Annotated in this window: 20 protein-coding genes and 2 tRNA genes; 13 read left to right on the plus strand and 9 right to left on the minus strand. The window is 61.5% G+C overall.

Features of this window, described 5'->3' with window-relative positions; translation table 11 throughout:
- Positions 1 to 191: 191 nt before the first annotated feature.
- From ABDB84_RS13795 to ABDB84_RS13810, 4 genes are all read left to right on the plus strand, one after another.
- The gene (locus tag ABDB84_RS13795; RefSeq protein ID WP_345920327.1) at positions 192 to 464 is read left to right on the plus strand and encodes an HU family DNA-binding protein; all 273 of its coding nucleotides are present in this window, start codon (positions 192 to 194) and stop codon (positions 462 to 464) included.
- 43 nt (positions 465 to 507) lie between these two features.
- A tRNA-Val gene (locus tag ABDB84_RS13800) sits at positions 508 to 583 on the plus strand.
- Between the two features lie 43 nt (positions 584 to 626).
- Positions 627 to 703: transfer RNA gene (locus ABDB84_RS13805), tRNA-Asp, on the plus strand.
- A gap of 113 nt (positions 704 to 816) precedes the next feature.
- On the plus strand, positions 817 to 2,700 hold the full coding sequence (locus tag ABDB84_RS13810) for a peptidylprolyl isomerase (protein WP_345920328.1): 1,884 nt from the start codon (positions 817 to 819) through the stop codon (positions 2,698 to 2,700).
- A 93-nt stretch (positions 2,701 to 2,793) separates the two neighbouring features.
- Here ABDB84_RS13810 and ABDB84_RS13815 read toward each other — a convergent pair whose 3' ends face one another.
- The 6 genes from ABDB84_RS13815 to ompR all read right to left on the minus strand — a co-directional run bounded on the left by ABDB84_RS13815 (position 2,794) and on the right by ompR (position 7,525).
- Entirely contained in the window at positions 2,794 to 3,591 is a 798-nt protein-coding gene (locus tag ABDB84_RS13815; RefSeq protein WP_345920329.1) for an enoyl-ACP reductase FabI, read from the minus strand.
- 108 nt (positions 3,592 to 3,699) lie between these two features.
- Entirely contained in the window at positions 3,700 to 4,530 is an 831-nt protein-coding gene (locus tag ABDB84_RS13820; protein WP_345920330.1) for a peptidylprolyl isomerase, read from the minus strand.
- Between the two features lie 64 nt (positions 4,531 to 4,594).
- Positions 4,595 to 4,870: a BolA family protein gene (locus ABDB84_RS13825; RefSeq protein WP_345920331.1), complete on the minus strand. Its 276-nt coding sequence runs from the start codon at positions 4,868 to 4,870 to the stop codon at positions 4,595 to 4,597.
- Positions 4,867 to 5,400, minus strand: coding sequence for a septation protein A (locus ABDB84_RS13830; RefSeq protein ID WP_345920332.1), 534 nt, complete (start codon positions 5,398 to 5,400; stop codon positions 4,867 to 4,869). The genes ABDB84_RS13825 and ABDB84_RS13830 overlap by 4 nt, the downstream gene beginning before the upstream one ends.
- Positions 5,397 to 6,791, minus strand: a complete 1,395-nt coding sequence (locus ABDB84_RS13835) for an ATP-binding protein (RefSeq protein ID WP_345920333.1) — start codon at positions 6,789 to 6,791, stop codon at positions 5,397 to 5,399. The genes ABDB84_RS13830 and ABDB84_RS13835 overlap by 4 nt, the downstream gene beginning before the upstream one ends.
- Positions 6,791 to 7,525 (minus strand): osmolarity response regulator transcription factor OmpR, encoded by a 735-nt coding sequence (gene ompR / locus ABDB84_RS13840; RefSeq protein ID WP_345920334.1) that lies wholly within the window; start codon positions 7,523 to 7,525, stop codon positions 6,791 to 6,793. Before ompR ends, ABDB84_RS13835 begins: the two co-directional genes overlap by 1 nt.
- A 204-nt stretch (positions 7,526 to 7,729) precedes the next feature.
- Between ompR and ABDB84_RS13845 the strand changes: the two genes are divergently transcribed.
- The gene (locus tag ABDB84_RS13845; protein WP_345920335.1) at positions 7,730 to 8,098 is read left to right on the plus strand and encodes a hypothetical protein; all 369 of its coding nucleotides are present in this window, start codon (positions 7,730 to 7,732) and stop codon (positions 8,096 to 8,098) included.
- On the opposite strand, the gene ABDB84_RS13850 is transcribed toward ABDB84_RS13845, so the two are convergent.
- The gene (locus ABDB84_RS13850) at positions 8,086 to 8,853 is read right to left on the minus strand and encodes a polysaccharide deacetylase family protein (protein WP_345920336.1); all 768 of its coding nucleotides are present in this window, start codon (positions 8,851 to 8,853) and stop codon (positions 8,086 to 8,088) included. The two genes, ABDB84_RS13845 and ABDB84_RS13850, sit on opposite strands and share 13 nt — an antisense overlap.
- A gap of 73 nt (positions 8,854 to 8,926) precedes the next feature.
- The gene (locus ABDB84_RS13855) at positions 8,927 to 9,286 is read right to left on the minus strand and encodes a DUF1304 domain-containing protein (RefSeq protein ID WP_345920337.1); all 360 of its coding nucleotides are present in this window, start codon (positions 9,284 to 9,286) and stop codon (positions 8,927 to 8,929) included.
- A gap of 60 nt (positions 9,287 to 9,346) precedes the next feature.
- On the opposite strand from ABDB84_RS13855, the gene tsaB reads away from it, so the two are divergent.
- Genes tsaB through ABDB84_RS13870 form a run of 3 tightly spaced genes read left to right on the plus strand, consistent with a single transcriptional unit; the run spans position 9,347 to position 11,432 of the window.
- The gene (gene tsaB, locus ABDB84_RS13860; protein WP_345920338.1) at positions 9,347 to 10,099 is read left to right on the plus strand and encodes a tRNA (adenosine(37)-N6)-threonylcarbamoyltransferase complex dimerization subunit type 1 TsaB; all 753 of its coding nucleotides are present in this window, start codon (positions 9,347 to 9,349) and stop codon (positions 10,097 to 10,099) included.
- The gene (rimI, locus tag ABDB84_RS13865; protein ID WP_345920339.1) at positions 10,096 to 10,539 is read left to right on the plus strand and encodes a ribosomal protein S18-alanine N-acetyltransferase; all 444 of its coding nucleotides are present in this window, start codon (positions 10,096 to 10,098) and stop codon (positions 10,537 to 10,539) included. Before tsaB ends, rimI begins: the two co-directional genes overlap by 4 nt.
- Complete coding sequence (locus ABDB84_RS13870; RefSeq protein WP_428715098.1) at positions 10,536 to 11,432, plus strand: uracil-DNA glycosylase; 897 nt, start codon at positions 10,536 to 10,538, stop codon at positions 11,430 to 11,432. Before rimI ends, ABDB84_RS13870 begins: the two co-directional genes overlap by 4 nt.
- A 27-nt stretch (positions 11,433 to 11,459) precedes the next feature.
- Here ABDB84_RS13870 and lplT read toward each other — a convergent pair whose 3' ends face one another.
- A complete protein-coding gene (lplT, locus tag ABDB84_RS13875) occupies positions 11,460 to 12,788 on the minus strand; it encodes a lysophospholipid transporter LplT (protein ID WP_345920340.1) in 1,329 nt (442 codons plus the stop codon).
- 244 nt (positions 12,789 to 13,032) lie between these two features.
- Here lplT and ABDB84_RS13880 point away from each other — a divergent pair, with 244 nt between their 5' ends.
- The 5 genes from ABDB84_RS13880 (at position 13,033) to dnaQ (ending at position 17,984) form a co-directional block, all read left to right on the plus strand.
- Positions 13,033 to 13,971 (plus strand): LysR family transcriptional regulator, encoded by a 939-nt coding sequence (locus ABDB84_RS13880; protein WP_345920341.1) that lies wholly within the window; start codon positions 13,033 to 13,035, stop codon positions 13,969 to 13,971.
- 4 nt (positions 13,972 to 13,975) lie between these two features.
- A complete protein-coding gene (gene alr / locus ABDB84_RS13885; protein WP_345920342.1) occupies positions 13,976 to 15,040 on the plus strand; it encodes an alanine racemase in 1,065 nt (354 codons plus the stop codon).
- Positions 15,041 to 16,411, plus strand: a complete 1,371-nt coding sequence (gene radA / locus ABDB84_RS13890) for a DNA repair protein RadA (protein WP_345920343.1) — start codon at positions 15,041 to 15,043, stop codon at positions 16,409 to 16,411.
- 104 nt (positions 16,412 to 16,515) lie between these two features.
- Positions 16,516 to 17,292, plus strand: coding sequence for a triose-phosphate isomerase (gene tpiA / locus ABDB84_RS13895; RefSeq protein ID WP_345920344.1), 777 nt, complete (start codon positions 16,516 to 16,518; stop codon positions 17,290 to 17,292).
- Entirely contained in the window at positions 17,292 to 17,984 is a 693-nt protein-coding gene (gene dnaQ / locus ABDB84_RS13900) for a DNA polymerase III subunit epsilon (RefSeq protein WP_345920345.1), read from the plus strand. The genes tpiA and dnaQ overlap by 1 nt, the downstream gene beginning before the upstream one ends.
- Positions 17,985 to 17,990: the final 6 nt, after the last annotated feature.

A 17,990-nucleotide genomic window follows, 5' to 3' on the forward strand; every position in this document is an offset into this window, starting at 1 on the left:
TTGTGAGACTTGCATCACTCGTCTGCTATAGCGCATCATTCGCTGCAAAGCGGCTTGACACAAGGTTTTGCGGCTTGTTATAAGATTTCCCGCTGACTGAAGAATGAACGTTACAAAGCAGTTCCGCTAAGTAACGAAATGCGAGTACGGCTCTGTCCGTTGAAGTATTGACAACACTTGAGGGGGTTTACGTGAACAAATCCGAACTGATCGACGTGATCGCCAAGCAGTCTGAAATTTCGAAGGCTGCAGCGGGTCGCGCACTGGATGCTGCGATTGCAGCCATCAAGCAATCCCTGAAGAAGGGCAACGACGTGACGCTCGTTGGTTTTGGTACTTTCTCCGTGGGCAAGCGCGCTGCTCGCTCGGGCCGCAATCCGCGCACCGGCGATACCATCAAGATCAAGGCCGCCAAGGTGCCGAAATTCCGTCCGGGCAAAGCGCTCAAGGATGCTGTAAACTAATGCTCCCTCGCAGCTGGACAAAGCAGGTTCAGCTGCGCAGTGCGGGTGCTTAGCTCAGTTGGTAGAGCGTCGCCCTTACAAGGCGAATGTCGGGGGTTCGAGCCCCTCAGCACCCACCAAATGAGCATGCTCTCAAATGATTGTGAGCGCACATGCAAGCGCGGAGTGGTAGTTCAGTCGGTTAGAATACCGGCCTGTCACGCCGGGGGTCGCGGGTTCGAGTCCCGTCCACTCCGCCAACACGATTCAAGGCGAACTCTGTTCGCCTTTTTCGTATCTGCAGCATGGTCAAATTTTTGTTGATGGTGCGTGATGCCATCTTCAGCTTTCCATTTTCTGAATCGAGTGTGCAATGTTTGAAGCTGTCCGAAACAATCGAAGAATTGTCCAGATCGTTCTTGCGGTCATCATCCTGCCCTTCGCGTTGTGGGGCATTCTGAGTGATATGCAGAAGGTGCCGGGCAATGCCGACGTCATCGGCAAGATTGGCGGCGAGCGAATTGTCGCGGGTTCGCTGCTCGACCGCATGCGCACTATCGCCAGCGACCAGCAAGACCCGTCCATTGCCAGCCGTCCCGGTTATCGCGAACAAGTGCTGGACATGATGATCAATGAACGCGCCATCGGTTTGACGAGTGAGGGTGCTGGTCTCTTTGTGCCCGATGTGCTGATCAAGGATGCCTACGTCAACGAGCCCGAATTCCAGGAGAACGGTCAGTTCTCGCCGAAGAAAGCCGAGTACGTGTTGCAGACGCATGGCTTGACTCAGGTGGCTTATGAAGCGCGTGTGCGCGAATCGCTTGGTCAGCGTCTGCTGATGACGCCGCTTGCGCAGATCAGCGCCTTGCCCCGTCAATCTGTTGCACGCTGGATCGCACTGACCGAGGAGCAACGTACGGTTGCAGAATGGAAGCTTGATCGCGCCAGTTTCAATGCCAAGGTGCAGCTGTCGCCGGAGGCGATTCAGAAGCACTACGAATCTCACAAGAAGGAATACGAGAGCCCGGCACGTGCCAAGGTCGAATACGTGGTGCTTGATGCTGACCAGCTGGCGAGCAAGGTCCAGGTCGGTGACAAGGAGGCTCGCGACTGGTATGAGTCGCACAAGAAGGATTACATCGGTGTCGAAGAGCGCCGTGCCAGCCACATTCTGATTGGTGTGCCGGAAGGAGCCAAAGCGGAGCAGAAGGCTGCTGCGAAGAAAAAAGCAGAAGAGCTGCTTGCCAAGCTGAAGGCCGCGCCGGGCAGTTTTGCCAAACTGGCGAAGGAAAACTCCACGGATAGTTCAGCCGAGCAGGGCGGCGACCTGGGTTATTTCGCCAAGGGCGCGATGGTGCCGGAATTCGAAGCCGCGGCGTTTGCCCTCAAGCCGCATCAGATCAGCGATATTGTCGAGACCAAGTTTGGTTTTCACATTATCGAGCTGACCGATGTGCGCGGTGGCAAGACGCGTAGTTTCGAAGAGGTGCGCGGTGAGATCTCGGCTGAACTGCAAAAGCAAGCCGGTGCCAAGCGTCTGGCGGAGGCTTCGGATCAGTTCGGCAATCTGGTGTATGAGCAGCCTGATACTTTCAAGGGTGTGATCGACAAATTGGGCCTGAGTGTCCAGCACAGCGACTGGATCGATAAGGGTGGTGCCGCGGCGCCCGGCGTGCTGGCAAATCCGAAAGTGCTTGCTGCCATTTTCGCCGAGCAATCGGTGAATGATCGTCGCAATTCTGAAGCGATTGACCTGGGCAAGGGTGTGCTGGTCTCGGTACGCGTGACCGATTATCAGCCGCAGAAGCAACGTCCGCTCGATGAAGTGCGCCCAGCGATTGAAGCTCAGCTGCGTGCTGTTGAGGCAGATAAGCTCGCCAAGGCTGAAGGTGAAGCGCGTCTGGCCAAGCTCAATGCCGGAACTGCCGTTGAGGCCAGCTGGAGTGCAGCCAAGGCGCTCAAGCGTAGCGAAATGCCTAGCGATGAAGTGCGTCGCGCTGTGTTCGCGGCCAAATCCGCCAAGCTGCCGGCCTACGTGGGTGCCACCACAGCGGACGGATACTCGATCTACCGCATTGAGCAGATCAACAAGCCGGAGGTGGCTTTGAATGATCCGCGAATCGATGGTCTCGCCCGCCAGCTCAATCAGATCTATGCCGTGTCTGATCTGCGTCAGCTGCAGACCGGCATGCGTAATCGCCTGGGGGTCGAGATCTATCAGGATCGCTTGCCGTCCAACAGCAGCGCAGCTGAATGATGCAAGAATTGCGCATCAGCAAGACATAAAAAAACGCTGCCCGAGGGCAGCGTTTTTCATGGTGCTGAAGCGCGCTGTATCAGCGCACGGATATCAGCCTTGTGTGGCTTCGACACTGCCTACGGCTACATTGTTGAAGCCTGCGTCGACGTACAGCACTTCACCGCTGATGCCCGATGCGAGATCCGAGCACAGGAAGGCTGCAGCATTGCCGACTTCATCGATGGTCACATTGCGGCGCATCGGTGCGTTTCGCTCGTTGTAGCTCAGCAGCTTGCCGAAGTCACCAATACCAGATGCTGCCAGGGTGCGGATCGGGCCGGCGGACACCGCATTGACGCGGATGCCTTCGGGGCCGACGGCCGCTGCCATGTAACGCACGGAAGCTTCCAGGCTGGCCTTGGCCAGACCCATCACATTGTAGTTGGGCATGGTGCGCTCGGCACCCAGATAGGAGAGCGTCAGCATGGCGCCATTACGGCCTTGCATCAGCGGGCGCAGTGCCTTGCCCAGCGCTGCGAAGCTGTAGCTGCTGACGTCGTGCGCGATGCGGAACGCTTCACGGCTGAGGCCTTCGAGGAAGTTGCCTTGCAGCGCTTCGCCAGGGGCGAAGGCAATCGAGTGCACCAGGCCATCAAGGCCGTCCCAGTCTTTGCCGATCGATTCAGCCAATGCTGCGATATGCGCGTCATCCTGAACATCACAGATGTAGACCCGCTCGCTGCCGAATTCTGCAGCCATCTTGGTGACGCGCTCCTGGAAGCGGTCATTCTGATAGGTAAAGGCCAGTTCGGCGCCTTCACGATGCATGGCCTTAGCAATGCCGTAGGCAATCGAGCGATTGCTGAGTAATCCGCAAATCAGGATTCGTTTGCCGGACAGAAAGCCCATTGAGTTCTCCACTGCGAAAAAACCGCGATTATAGCTGGCTGCCAAGCGCTTGCGCATGCAGTCAAAACAAAGGGGCCTGCCGGCCCCTTTGTTTTGATGTTTTTAGCTTTAGTCGATCTTGGCGCGGGACAGCAGTTCTGCCACGTGCTTCTGGATCACTTGTTGCACCAGTGCTTGGCGCACGCGCTCCTTGACCTGGTCGTAGGCGGGGATCTCAGGCTTGCGCACATCTTCCAGCAGGATCACGTGGAAGCCGAATTCGGTCTTGACCGGAGTCTTGGTGTAGTTGCCCTTGTCGAGCAGCACGATAGCGTCCTTGAAACTACCTTGCGGGCGCATCCAGCCGAGGTCGCCGCCGTTGTCCTTGCTGCCCAGGTCCTTGCTTTCCTTGACCAGCGTGTCGAACTTGGCACCGCTGTCCAGCTGTTTGATGATTGCAACAGCATCACTTTCTTTTTCCGTCTGGATGTGGCGGACCTTGTACTCCTTGTCGCCGGCCAGTTGCACCTGACGGTCGTATTCGGCCTTGATGGCGCTTTCAGGCACCGGGTGCTTGGCAACGTAGTCGTCCAGATAGGCGCCGAGCAGGATGCTTTGACGGGCCAGTTCGATGCGCGAAGCGACGGCTTCGGTCTTTTCGAAGTTCAGCTTGCGGGCTTCTTGCGCGAGGACTTCGCGCTTGATCAGCTCGTCTTTGACGGCAGCACGCAGGTCGGCCGAATCCTGTTGGCCTTGCGAGAGTTGCTCATCAACCAGCAATTGCGCGAGGCTCTCGCTGATCGGGTTGCCGTTGACGGTGGCGATCTTGCCAGCGGCTTTGCCCGCAGCGGGCTTGGCAGCAGCGGCCGGTGCAGCCTTCTTGGCGGCCGGCGTCTGGGCCGAAACGGTGCCAACGGAGGCGATAAGGGCAAGTGCGAGCAGCGAAATTTTGTAATTCATTGAGTGACCTGGCTGTTAAAAAAGCAGAGAGTGAAAAACCTGCAAAGGCAGGAGTCGGTGACAACTACGCAGTCGTCGATGCTTCAGAAGGCGTTTGGGCTGCAATGGCCAGCGCGTGGATCTCGGTCTTCATCAGCGCGCCGAGTGTCGTGTAGATCAGGCGGTGGCGCGCTACCGTGGACAAGCCCTCGAACTGGCTGGACACCACGCGCACGCTGTAATGTCCGCCGCCACGGTTGCCAGCATGGCCAGCGTGCTCGTGGCTGTCATCACTGAGTTCAAGGGTGTTCGGCTGCAATGCACTCAGCGCCTGGCGGATCTTGTCTGCGGTGTTGCTCATGTCGGTTCCTTTGGCAGATAGCGTGCCAGTACAAGCATCTGTCCGATACAGAAGAGCAGGGTGATGCCGATGCAGGCGAGCTTGAAATTGACCCACATGGCTTCAGACACCGAGTAGGCCACCACGATATTGGTGATGCCCATGGCGACGAAGAACAGGATCCAGGCGAGATTCAGGCGACCCCAGATCGGTTCGGGCAGCTTGAGGTGTTCTTCCATGGCTGCGCGGATCAGGTTGCGCTTGAAGACGCTGTTGCTGACCAGTAGCGCCAGCGCCATGCAAGCATAGACCAGGGTCGGTTTCCACTTGATGAAATTGGGGTTGTGGAAGATCAGCGTCAGGCTACCCAAGGCAAACACGATGGCGGCCGAACTGAGCAGGGTCTTGTCCAGGCGCTTGAGTATGAATTTACTGATCAGCAGCTGCGCCAGCGTGGCCAGCATGGTGATCTTGGTCGCGATGTAGATGTCGCCCAGCTTGTAGGCGACGAAGAACAGCACGATGGGCAGGAAGTCGAAAAGAAATTTCATGATCGCGCGATTATAGTCGACTGCTCTGTCAGCGGGTTTCGTACGAGGCCTGCCTTGTGGCGAAGCTTGCCCGGCAACTGGATGCGGGCAATCAGGCCACCGGCCGGATTGGGCAGCAGGTCGAGCGCACCTTCATGCAGGCGGGCAATGCGTTCGACGATGGCCAGTCCGAGCCCCGAGCCTTGCACATTGCTGCGGGCGGACTCCAGGCGAGTGAAGGGGCGTTTGAGGCGCTCGACGGCATCGGCCGGAATGCCCGGCCCCTGATCAACCACATCGATGAAGATCTGCGTGGCCTGCACGTCCAGGCGCAGCTCGATGGGGGTGTCGGGCGGGCAGTAGCGCAATGCGTTATCGATGAGATTGGTGACGGCGCGGCGAATCGATTGCGGGCGCAGATTGAGCGTGACGCTGGTGTGGCGGCTGACGCTGATGCGGGCGCCGCGCCGTGCATAGCGTTCGGCGAGCTCGTCGAGCAGGGCGCCGGGTTCGCAAGGCTCGCTGCTCTCGGAATGCGCATCGCGGGCGAAGTCGAGGAATTGCTTGATCACCCGATCCATGTCGTCGATATCGGTGCTCATCGCTGCGATATCGGCGGCGCTGGCGCCGGACATCTCGATGCCCAGACGCAGGCGCGACAAAGGCGTGCGCAGATCATGCGAGACGCCGGCAAGGATCAGCGCACGATCGGATTCGAGCTGGTTGAGGTCGCGTGACATCTGGTTGAAGGCATTGGCCACCGCAGCCATTTCGCGTGAGCCTTTCTCTGGCAGTGGCGGTGGCAACTCACCGCGGCCTACGCTGCGCGCCGCTTGTTCCAGTGCCTTGAGCGGCCGCGTAATGCCGAACACCAGCAGGTAGGCGCCGATCATCGACAGCAGGGCGACCGCGAGCCCCCAGCCGATCCAGCCGACCACATCGCCCCGTGCCACGCGCTCGGCGGGAATCATCAGCCAGTAGCGATCATCCGGTGCGTAGGGGTCGAGAATGAAGCTGACATAGAAGCCGGTTTGTCCTTCGAGTGAGGATGCGGTGATCGTGCTCGGCCCCAGGCGCAGGCGCAGTTCATCTGCGAGGCCGCGCATGAAAGCCGATTCATTCGCCGCGACAATCTGGTCGGTGCTCTCCGCCGGATAGACGCGGATGCCTTCCATGTGGATGAGATCCTGCAGCAAGGCCGTGCGCTGCGTGGCATCCGATGCGAGCAGCGCTGCGCGGGTCAGATTGACGATGCTGTAGACCATTTGCGCCGTCTGATGCGTGCGCGGTTTGATCGCGAATTGCTGATAGATCTGGAACCAGGCGAACAGCGACAAGCCCATCAGCAGCACGATGAGCAGGAAGGTCCGCCACAACAGGGTGCGTGGCCAGGGAAAGCGGAGTCGGGGCATCAGTCCTTGCCGGCGTGTTTGCTACCGTCAGGCACGAAGACATAGCCAAAGCCCCACACCGTTTGCAGGTAGCGCGGCTTGGCCGGATCTTCCTCAACCAGCTTGCGCAGGCGCGAGATCTGCACGTCGATGGAGCGATCGAAGACATCGTATTCGCGGCCGCGTGCCATCTCCATCAGCTTGTCCCGCGACAGCGGCTGGCGTGGATGCAGCAGCAGTGCCTTGAGCAGCGAGAATTCGCCGGTGGTCAGCGGCACGTCTTCGCCCGCGCGTTCCATGCGGCGGGCACCCAGATCGACACTGACCTGACCGAAGCTGACCATGCCATCTTCTTCCAGCGGTGCGCCAGGCAGGCTCTTGGGGCGGCGGCGCAATACGGCGTGGATGCGTGCCACCAGCTCACGCGGGTTGAAGGGTTTGGGCAGGTAGTCGTCGGAGCCGACCTCCAGCCCGACGATGCGATCAACTTCATCACCGCGCGCAGTGAGCATGATGATCGGCACCAGATTGTTGGCGGCGCGCAGGCGGCGACAGATCGACAAGCCATCTTCGCCGGGTAGCATCAGGTCGAGTACCAGCAGGTCGAAGTGCTCACGCGCCAGGGCGCGGTCCATCTGTGGCGCATCTGCAACAGCCTTGACGGTAAAGCCTTGCTCGTCAAGATAACGGTCTAGCAGACTACGCAGGCGGGCGTCATCATCGATGACGAGAATGCGGAAACGATCTTTGTCCATGGCGCCATCCTAAGCACTTGTTGCGTTTGTGTCAGCGTCTTTGCCGCTCAAGTGTGAGGATCTGTTGCCTGGCGGCGGCTTGATTACATTTGCTTACAAGCTGCTACCACGTGGTACAGCAGCTTTCCTGCGTGTGGACGAAGATGCAGGTATAGGGTTCAAAGCTCAATTGTGGCTTTCACGCCCCAAACGTCGAGAGTGGTAATGAAGAATCGGGCAGTCTGGCTGGGTGTGTCGTGGTGTGTGCTGATGGGCGTCTTGCCCGCTGCGCAGGCACAGCCACGCGAGCGCGAGGTCTATGTGCGCCCGCCCGCGATTGAACGGCGCGAGCGTCCTGCTATGGCGCCCGAGCGGCGCGAGCGCTTGCAAGGCTTGCGCGAGGAGTTGCGCCAGTACGGGCCGCGTCCAGGTCCGCGTGAGTCGCCCGAAGAGCTTCGCCCCAGGCCTGTCGAGCGTCACGAAATGGGGCGCTTTGTCGCGCCTTCCGCACAAGAGGCGGGCGCCTTGCGTCGCCTGACGCCAGAAGAGCGCCGTCAGTTGCGCCGCGAATTGCGTGATGCCTATCGCGATTGAGCGACGAGACTGCCATCGGCGTCCAGCGCCTGATCCAGCCTGATTGTCCGTAAACCGCGCGCCTCGATTTCCTTGAGCAGCTGAGGTAGTACCTCCAGGATGATCGCTCGCCCGCTTCCGTCGCGTGCGGCATTGCCATCATGCAGCAGGAGAATGTCGCCCGCACGCAATCCATCTAGCAGCCGCGCGAGCACTTTTTGCGCATTGCGCTCGCGGGTGTCGAAGCCGCGCCGGGTCCAGCTGGCCAGACGCAGGCCTTGACGGTGCAGTACCCGATCGAGAAAGGGGTTGCGCAAGCCTGCCGGCGCCCGGAAAAAAAACGGCCGACGCCCGCTCAGGCTACTGATGCTTGCCTGCGCCTGGGCCACCTCGCGCTCCATTGCGGCGGGTCCGAGCAGTGAGAAATTGTGGCGATGATGTTCCGAATGATTTTCGATGGCGTGTCCCGCCGCTACAATACTGCGTGCCAGCGCGGGCTGATCGTGCAGCTTGCGACCAATGCAGAAAAAGCTGGCCTGCGCCTTGTGCTTCGCGAGGATCTCCAGCACCTGCGGCGTGATCTGCGGATCGGGCCCATCGTCGATGGTGATGGCGACAGCGTTGTGCGTTGCCGGCGTCGCAGGCAGACGCGTCAGATTAACGCCGAGCCAGTTTGAGCGCGGCCACAGCCCGACTGCGGCCAGCAGCAGATGGTTGATGATCAGGGCCAGCAGGGCGCCGCGCCACCAGATCGGCTGGGCGATCAGTACGCCCAATACTGTACCGTGCAGGGCCAAGGAAGCCAGCAGCAGGGGCGGCGGACGCCATCTCGAAGAATTACTCATCCGCTCAGGATGCCAGCAAAACCAGGATCATGGCCAGCGCTGCGGGCAGCCCCTGCGCCCAGAGGATCTTGATGTGCGCCGTGAGGGCGCCGAACACGCCGGCGCTCAGCACGCAGCCGAGGAAGAACAGTTCGATGTCGCGCCCGGCCTCACCCAGGCTGAGGCCCCAGATCAGGCCTGCCGCTAGAAAGCCGTTGTAAAGCCCTTGATTGGCCGCCAGCACGCGTGAGGCCGCAGCTTGCTCGGCGCTGTGGCCAAAACTACGCAGCCCCAGCGGTTTGTCCCAGAAAAACATTTCCAGCAACAGGATATAGGTTTGCAGGGCAGCAATGCCTGCGACGGCCAGCGTGGCGAGAGTGGTCAATTGTCTTCCTCCTGTGTGTGGGCAGATGCCCGGCGGCCGAGCTTCGCACGAGGATTTGCGATGCGCGGTTACAATGCCCGCATGGGCAATCTGGCAAACAATCATCAGGCGGGTGCTTGCAGCATTCTCGCCATCGAAACTTCGTGCGAGGAAGCATCGGTCGCATTGTGGATCAAGGGCGAGTGCCTCGAACAGCACTTGCCGCGCGGCGGCAACACGCATTCGGCGAGCTTGCTGCCGGCGATTCATCGCCTGCTGGCTGAAGCCGGGCAGGGACTGCAGGCCCTTGATGCGATCGCCTTCGGCTGCGGGCCGGGCGCTTTTACCGGCGTGCGCCTGGCCTGTGGCGTGGCCCAAGGCCTGGCGCTGGGGGCCGATTTGCCGGTCGCAGCGATCAGTTCCTTGCAGGCCCTGGCCTGGTCTTTTGCTGCCGAGCACCAACGCCTTTACTGCGCGGTCGATGCGCGCATGAGCGAAGTGTATTGCGCGCTGTTCGAGCTGCAGGAGGGCATACCGCAGGCACTGGGCGAGATCTGCTGCGTACCGCCGGGCTCCGTACCGCTGCCGGCAGGTGCTGGCTGGCAGGGCATCGGTTCGGCTTTCAGCGCTTATGCTGCAGCGCTGGATGAACGTCTCGGCCCGCATCTGACGGTGATTGACGCGCAGGCCGTGCCGCGTGCGCGCAGTGTCGCCGCGCTGGCCGCACGTGCGCCGCAAGACTGGCTGGATGCCGCGCTGGCCGCCCCCGATTACGTGCGCAATCGCATCGCCCTGACTACGGCCGAGCGCCTGGCGGCCGGAGGCCGCGCGTGAGCTTGGCCTTCCGTCCGATGAGTGGCGCCGATCTTGATTGGGTCAGCGCTGCCGAACGCGAGATTTACACTTTTCCCTGGAGTCGGCAAAACTTCGCGGATTCGCTGCACGCCGGCTATAGCAGCTGGGTCGCCGAGCTGGAAGGCGAAGCCTGTGGTTACGCGGTGCTGATGCTGGTGCTCGATGAAGCGCATCTGCTCAACATCAGCGTGCTGGAAGCATTGCGTGGTCGCGGGCTGGGCTCTTTGCTGCTCGATCAGCTCTGTGCCGTGTCACGCCAGGGCGGCGCGACGCAGATGTTTCTCGAAGTGCGCCGCTCCAATGCGGCGGGCTTGCGGCTGTATGAAAAGTGGGGCTTTAGCGAAATTGGCGTACGCAAAGGCTATTATCCGGCGCCCCAGGGGCGTGAAGACGCCATCGTGATGAGAAGAGCGCTGTGATCGATCGAACCCGTGTGCTGGCCGAGATGGGCATCAAACCGCTGTGGCGCTTGCGCCAGGCCGCGCCGCAGCCATCCTTGCCTGAAGTGGCCGTCGCGCTGGGCTCAACGCCCGAATCAACGCCCGAATCAGCGCCTGAACCTGCGCCTGAACCTGCGCCTGCTCCGCGTGTTGCAGAGCAGGCGATGGCGCAGCTGGCCGACTATCCGGCAGATGAGCTGATCAATGATCTGGCACGGGAGGCAAGCCGTGAGCTGCTGATTGAGCAGATCATCGACGTGCCCGATGACGCACTGAATGCACTGCCGAGCGAGCGCCGTCGCATACCGACCGACTGGGATGGCCTGGCCGCAGAAGTTGCGGGTTGCAGCGCCTGCGGATTGTGCAAGGCGCGCAAGCAGGCGGTGTTCGGCGTCGGTGATCGTCAGGCCGACTGGATGTTCGTCGGCGAAGGCCCGGGCGCGGAAGAAGATGAACGGGGCGAGCCCTTTGTCGGCCAGGCCGGCAAGCTGCTCGATGCGATGCTGCAGGCGATTGGCCTGAAGCGTGACAAGGATGTCTATATCGCCAATGCCGTGAAATGTCGCCCGCCGGGCAATCGCACGCCTGAGGCCGAGGAGATCGCTGCCTGCCGGCCGTATCTCGTGCAGCAGATCGAACTGGTCAAGCCGCGTGTGCTGATCGCGCTCGGCCGGCCGGCCGCGCAGACCCTGCTTGGCAGCGAGACGAGCATTGCTGCCGCGCGTGGCAAGCTGCATCACTACGCCGGGATTCCGCTGGTGGTGACCTATCACCCGGCATACCTGCTTCGCAATCTGCCGGACAAAGCCAAGGCTTGGGAAGATCTTTGCTTTGCCATGGATGTGATGGCCAAGCAGCGTTCAGCAGGCTGAGCGGGCCGCTTTGCGGCCCCACCCTGCTCAGTGCGAGCAGTTGTCGGGCAGCTTGGCCAGATCGTCGCTGAGGCGCTGATTCGCTTCGTGCCAGCGCTTGATCAAGTACATGATGCCGGCGACGAAACTGCCGAACAGCACGATCACCACATTGATCGAGATACCGGCGCCCAGCAGCAGCGGAAGGGTGCCAGTCATCACCAAGATGCTGATGTTCTCGTTGAAGTTTTGCACCGAGATCGAGTGTCCGGCGCCCATCAGGCTGTTGCCACGGTGCTGCAGCAGCGCATTCATCGGCACCACGAAATAACCGGACAGCGCGCCGACGGCAATCATCATGAACATCACTGCCAGCATGCGCACATGGAATTCCCAGTTGAAGCTGTAGCCAAACAGCTCGAAGCTGGGGCCCTGCAGGGTGATGTGCGGGATAAGCGGCAGCAAGACCATTAGCGGCACGATCAAGCCCATGGCGATGCCGATCGGAATGACGGTGGTCGAGCGGCGCAGGCTCAGCAGGCGGGCGGCGAATACCGCACCGATGGCCACGCCGATGGCGACCACGCCTTGCAGGCGCGCGGCTTGGGAGAGGTTGAGGTTGAGCCCGGAGGTGGCCCAGGTGATGACGATGAATTGCAGGGCCGCACCAGCGCCCCAGAACAAGGTGGTGACTGCCAGCGAGATCTGACCGAGACGGTCACGCCACAGCAGGCTGGTGCAATGGGCGAATTCGCGGATCAGGTAGATCGGGTCATTGCGCAGCGGTTTGCAGGTCACGCCGGTGTCGGGCACGTAGCGGTTGAGCACGGCGGCCAGCAGATAGAGCACGCCGACCACCAGGATGCTGACCTGGGCACTGGAGGTAATGAAGGGCAGGTTCAGCGACAGCGCCCAGTCGTGGAAGCTGCCTTCGATCAGCTGGCCACCCAGCAAGGTGCCGAGGATGATGGCGCCGACGGTCAAGCCTTCGATCCAGCCATTGGCATTGACCAGTTTGGCTGGCGGCAGCATCTCGGTGAGGATGCCGTACTTGGCGGGCGAATACGCTGCAGCGCCCAGGCCGACGATGCCGTAGGCGAGCAGGGGATGCACGCTGAACAGCATCATCGTGCAGCCGACGATCTTGATGCCATTGCTGATGAACATAACCCGCCACTTCGGCATCGAATCGGCAAAAGCACCGACGAAGGCGGCGAGCGCGACGTAAGAAATCGTGAACGAAGTCTTCAGTAGTGAATCGTACTCAGCTGGTACCTGCAGATCGCGCATCAAGGCGATGGCACAGATGAGCAGCGCATTGTCGGCCAGCGCGGAGAAGAACTGCGCTGCCATGACGATATAGAACCCAAAGCCCATCGAAAACCTTTTGTGTGTACTGCCGGAGCTCGGCTCGTCTACAACACGCGCCCTTGCAGATGCAGGGTCGCGTAGCCCGGTTCAGGTACGGATCGGCGTTTATACCACAGCTGTTCGTGCCGCCCGTAGCGCAGTGCAGGAAATGCGGCCCTTTGCTGTACTTTACTTGTCGGCGGGGCTTTCCTTGTGGCGGGCTTTGTGATGCAATTCGCGATAAGCATTGTTTATGTTGCGGAGCAGCACCTTGGCCGATAGAAGACTGCAGGTATTCCATGCCGTGGCGCGTCTCGGGTCCTTTACCCGTGCCGCTGAAACCTTGTTCATGACGCAGCCGGCGGTGACCTTCCAGGTCAAGCAGCTGGAAGAGCAGTTCAACACGCGACTGCTCGACCGTGGCCATGGCAAGGTGTCCCTGACCCCCGCTGGCGACATCGTGTTTGCCTATGCTGAGCGAATACTCGGCCTGTCCGACGAAATGGAAGTGCGCATCAATGAGCTCACTGACGAGCTCACCGGTGTGCTGACCATCGGCGCCAGCCCGACGATTGCCGCTTACTGGTTGCCGCGGCTGCTGGGTAACTTCAAGCAGAAGTATCCGCGCGTGGTGCCGCGTCTGTTCGTCGGTAACTCCGAAAACATCGAGAACCGCGTCGCCGCGCACGAGCTGGATGTCGGCATGGTCGAACGCGATTCGAGCAATCCCGATCTCGAGTGCACCCTGGCGTTCAGCGACGAGCTGATGGTTGTCGTGCCGCCGGGTCATGAGCTTGCTGCGGCCAGCTCGCTGCGGCCGATCGACCTGCAACCCTTCCCCTTTGTGGATCGCGATCCGGGGGCGGCGATCCGCGCACTGGCCGAGCAGTTCTTCCGCGATGGCGATGTGCCGCCGGAAACCCTGCAACGCACGGCCGAGCTGGGCAGCCTGACCATCATCAAGCACCTGGTGCGTGAAGGCACCGGTTTCGCCATCGTCTCGCGTGCCTCGCTGCGCCGCGATCTGCGTGAGGGCAGCTTGGTGGCGATCTCGCTGGAGCCGCGCCTGTATTCCAAGCTCAATGTGCTGGTGCCCAAGGATCGTTTCCGTGCGCGCCTGCATTCCACCTTTGCCGAGTACGTGGTGAGCCACATGCGCGAGCTCAGTGAAGCGCCCGCAGACGTTACGCCCACGGCCTCCTTGCTCTGAGCTCATGCGTCCGATTTTCGCGCGCATCGATCGCGCCGCCTTCCGCTCCAATTACCTGCTGGCCAAGGCGCGGGCACCGCAGGCGCGTGCCTGGTGTGTGGTCAAGGCCAATGCTTACGGACACGGCCTGCTGCGCTGTGCCGAAGCAGTACGCGATGTTGCCGACGGATTCGCCTTGCTCGACATCAGCGAAGCGCTGCAGCTGCGCCAGGCGCAGTTTGCCCAGCCTATCCTCTTGCTCGAAGGTTTCTTCGATGCCGAAGGTTTGCAGCAGGCCGCTGAATACGATTTGAGTGTGGTGCTGCATTCGGCACCGCAACTGCGCCTGCTTGAGACAGAGGCGCTGCCGCGCAGCGTGGATGTCTTCCTCAAGATCAATACCGGCATGAACCGTCTGGGTTTTCGCCCGGAGGAAGTGCCGGCCTTGATTGCCCGCCTGCGTACCTGCAGCGCAGTGCGCAGCATCACCGCGATGACGCACTTTGCCTGCGCCGATGGTGCCGGCATCGATGCGCAGTGGGCGCGCTTCGAGCAGGCGCTGGCAGGCAGCGATCTGCCGCGCAGTGCCGCCAACTCTGCCGCCTTGCTGCGCTTTCCGCACAGCCATGCCGATTGGGTACGTCCGGGCATCGTGCTGTACGGCGCGTCGCCGATGCCGCAGCTTGAATCTGCTGTGCAGCTGGGGCTCAAACCGGTGATGAGCCTGGAGAGCGAGCTGATTGCGATCCAGTACCTGCAAGCGGGCGACCAGCTCGGTTACGGGGCGAGCTTCGTAGCGACCGAGCCGACCTGCGTCGGCATCGTCGCCTGCGGCTATGGTGATGGTTATCCGCGCCATGCCGGCACCGGTACGCCGATCCTCGTCGATGGCATTCTCACGCGCACCCTCGGTCGCGTTTCGATGGACATGCTGGCCTGCGATCTGAGCAGCATTCCTGCCGCGCAGATCGGCTCCCGCGTGGTGCTGTGGGGCGATGGTTTGCCGGCTGACGAAGTGGCAACGGCTGCCGGCACCATTTCTTATGAACTGTTCTGTGCCCTGGCGCCGCGCGTGCCGGTGAGGGACTGAATGGCCAAGGCCAAGTCCGTCTACGTCTGCACCGAGTGTGGTGCGCAAAGTCCCAAGTGGCAGGGGCAGTGCACCGGCTGCGGGCAGTGGAATACCTTGGTCGAGAGCGTCGCCGAAACTGCTGCGACAGCGCGTTTTGCCTCGCTGGCCGATGGCAGTGGCAAGCTGCAGAAGCTCGCCGAGATCGATCCGCGCGAAGCACCGCGCCAGCCTACTGGCGTCGAGGAACTCGACCGCGTGCTCGGCGGTGGTCTGGTGCCGGGCATGGTGGTGCTGATCGGCGGCGATCCGGGGATCGGCAAATCCACGCTGTTGCTGCAAGCGCTGTCGTGCATCGTCAAGACGCAGAGCGTGCTCTATGTCAGCGGTGAAGAATCGGCCGAGCAGGTGGCGATGCGTGCGCGGCGCCTGCAGCTCGATTGCGGCGAAATGCCGCTGTTGCCGGAAATCTCGCTGGAGAAGATTCTCGCCCAGCTGCGCGAGGCCAAGCCCGCGGTGGCGGTGATCGATTCGATCCAGACCCTGTACTCCGAAGCGCTGCAAAGCGCGCCCGGTTCGGTGGCCCAGGTGCGTGAATGTTCGGCCCAGCTGACGCGTCACGCCAAGGCAACGGGCACCTGCATCATCCTCGTCGGCCATGTCACCAAGGATGGTGCGCTGGCCGGGCCGCGCGTGCTCGAACATATCGTCGATACGGTGCTGTATTTCGAGGGCGACACGCATTCGAGCTTCCGTCTGGTGCGCGCCTTCAAGAACCGCTTCGGCGCGGTCAATGAGCTGGGCGTTTTTGCGATGACCGACAAGGGCTTGCGCGGCGTCAGCAATCCTTCCGCGCTGTTTCTCTCGCAGCATCCGCAGCCGGTGCCGGGTAGTTGCGTGCTGGTCACCCAGGAAGGCACACGGCCCTTGCTGGTGGAGATCCAGGCGCTGGTCGATAGTGCCAGCAGTCCCAGCCCGCGCCGCCTCTCGGTGGGGCTGGAGCAGAACCGTCTGGCGATGTTGCTGGCCGTCCTGCATCGCCATGCCGGCATTGTCTGCGCCGATCAGGATGTGTTCATCAACGCGGTAGGCGGGGTGAAAATCAGCGAGCCGGCGGCCGACCTTGCGGTGTGTCTGGCGATTGTCTCCTCGCTGACCAGCCGCGCGCTGCCGCGCAAGCTGGTGATCTTTGGCGAGATCGGTCTGGCTGGCGAGATCCGCCCCGCGCCGCGTGGTCAGGAGCGCCTGCGCGAGGCCGCCAAGCTCGGTTTCGAACTGGCGCTGATCCCCAGTGCCAATGCGCCCAAGCAGCCGATTGCCGGCATCGAGGTGCGCGCGGTCGACCGCATCGAACAGGCCTTGGCCTGTCTGCGCGAATGGCGGGATCAGTGAAAGGCGCAGTAGGGAAACGGCGCCAAGCCCGATAGAATTACGGATTCAGGAAGGCGCGCATGCCGCTGTTCTTCCGCAAGCATTGACATCAACCAGGTGAATATATGAAGAAATATTGGCTTGTCGGCAACTGGAAAATGCATGGCAGCCTGGCTTCCAATGCCACGCTCCTCAATGCCATTCGTGAGCGTCAGCCGGCGCTCTCACCCTATGTGGACATGGTGCTGTGCCCGGCTTTTCCCTACATCGCACAAATGGCGAGCCTGGTTGAAGGCACCGGCATCCAGCTTGGCGCACAGAACGCTTCCGATCACCTGCAAGGCGCTTACACCGGCGAAACCTCGCCGCGCATGCTCAAGGAACTCGGTTGCGGCTACGTCATCATCGGCCACTCCGAACGCCGTATTTATCAGGGCGAAAACGACGGTCTGATGGGCCGCAAGGCGCTGGCCGCCATCGATGCCGGGTTGATTCCGATCATCTGCGTCGGCGAGACCGCCGAAGAGCGCGACAAGAGCCGCACCCACGAAGTGCTGGCACGTCAGCTCGACGCTGCATTCGGCTACATCCGCACCGCGCATGACCAGGTCATCATTGCCTACGAGCCGATCTGGGCCATTGGTACCGGCATCGCCGCGACGCCCGAGATCGTGCAGACCGAGCACGCCTTCCTGCGCTCGCGTGTCGCCCAGCGCGACCCCAGCTTTGCCGCTCGCATGCCGATCATCTACGGCGGCAGCGTCAAGCCTGGCAATGCCGCCAGCTTGTTCTCTATGCCCGATGTCGATGGCGGCCTGATCGGTTCGGCTGCGCTCAATGCCGAGGACTTCGTGGCGATCTACCAATCGCTCGTCAAGACTTGCGAATCGCGGGCTGACTGATGCGGCAGATCGTTCTCGACACGGAAACCACCGGCCTGGACTGGCGGACCGGCGACCGTGTCGTTGAAATCGGTTGTGTGGAGCTTGCCAATCGCAAGCTCACCGGTCACAACTATCACATCTACCTCAATCCCGAGCGCGAGGTGGGCGACTCCGAACGCATCCACGGCCTGTCGGATGATTTTCTGAGCGACAAGCCGCGTTTCGCGCAGATTGCGGCGGAGTTCGTCGATTACGTCAGCGGCGCCGAGCTGATCATCCACAACGCCAGCTTCGACGTCGGCTTCCTCAACATGGAACTCGAACGTCTGGAAATGAGCCGCCTGAGCGCGCTATGCCCCAGCGTGATCGACACCGTGCGCATGGCCAAGGAGATGTTCCCGGGCAAGAAGGCTTCGCTCGACGCCTTGTGCGAGCGCTACGCGATCAACAATGCGCACCGCACCTTGCACGGCGCCTTGCTCGACGCGGAGCTGCTGGCCGAAGTCTATCTGGCCATGACGCGTGGCCAGGAGACGCTCACCATCGGCCTCGAAGAGCCTGCCGCCAACAGCCAGGCCGAGCGCCGTGCGCATGCCGCCGAACGGCCGCCAATGCGCATCCTGCGCGCCAGCGAGCAGGAAATGGCCGAGCACGACAAGCTGCTGCAGGACATTGCCAAAAAAGCGCGCTGCCTGTGGTTGCCCGCTTGAGCTGAG

This window comes from Uliginosibacterium sediminicola, from assembly GCF_039631295.1.
Taxonomy (GTDB): Bacteria; Pseudomonadota; Gammaproteobacteria; order Burkholderiales; family Rhodocyclaceae; genus Viridibacterium; species Viridibacterium sediminicola.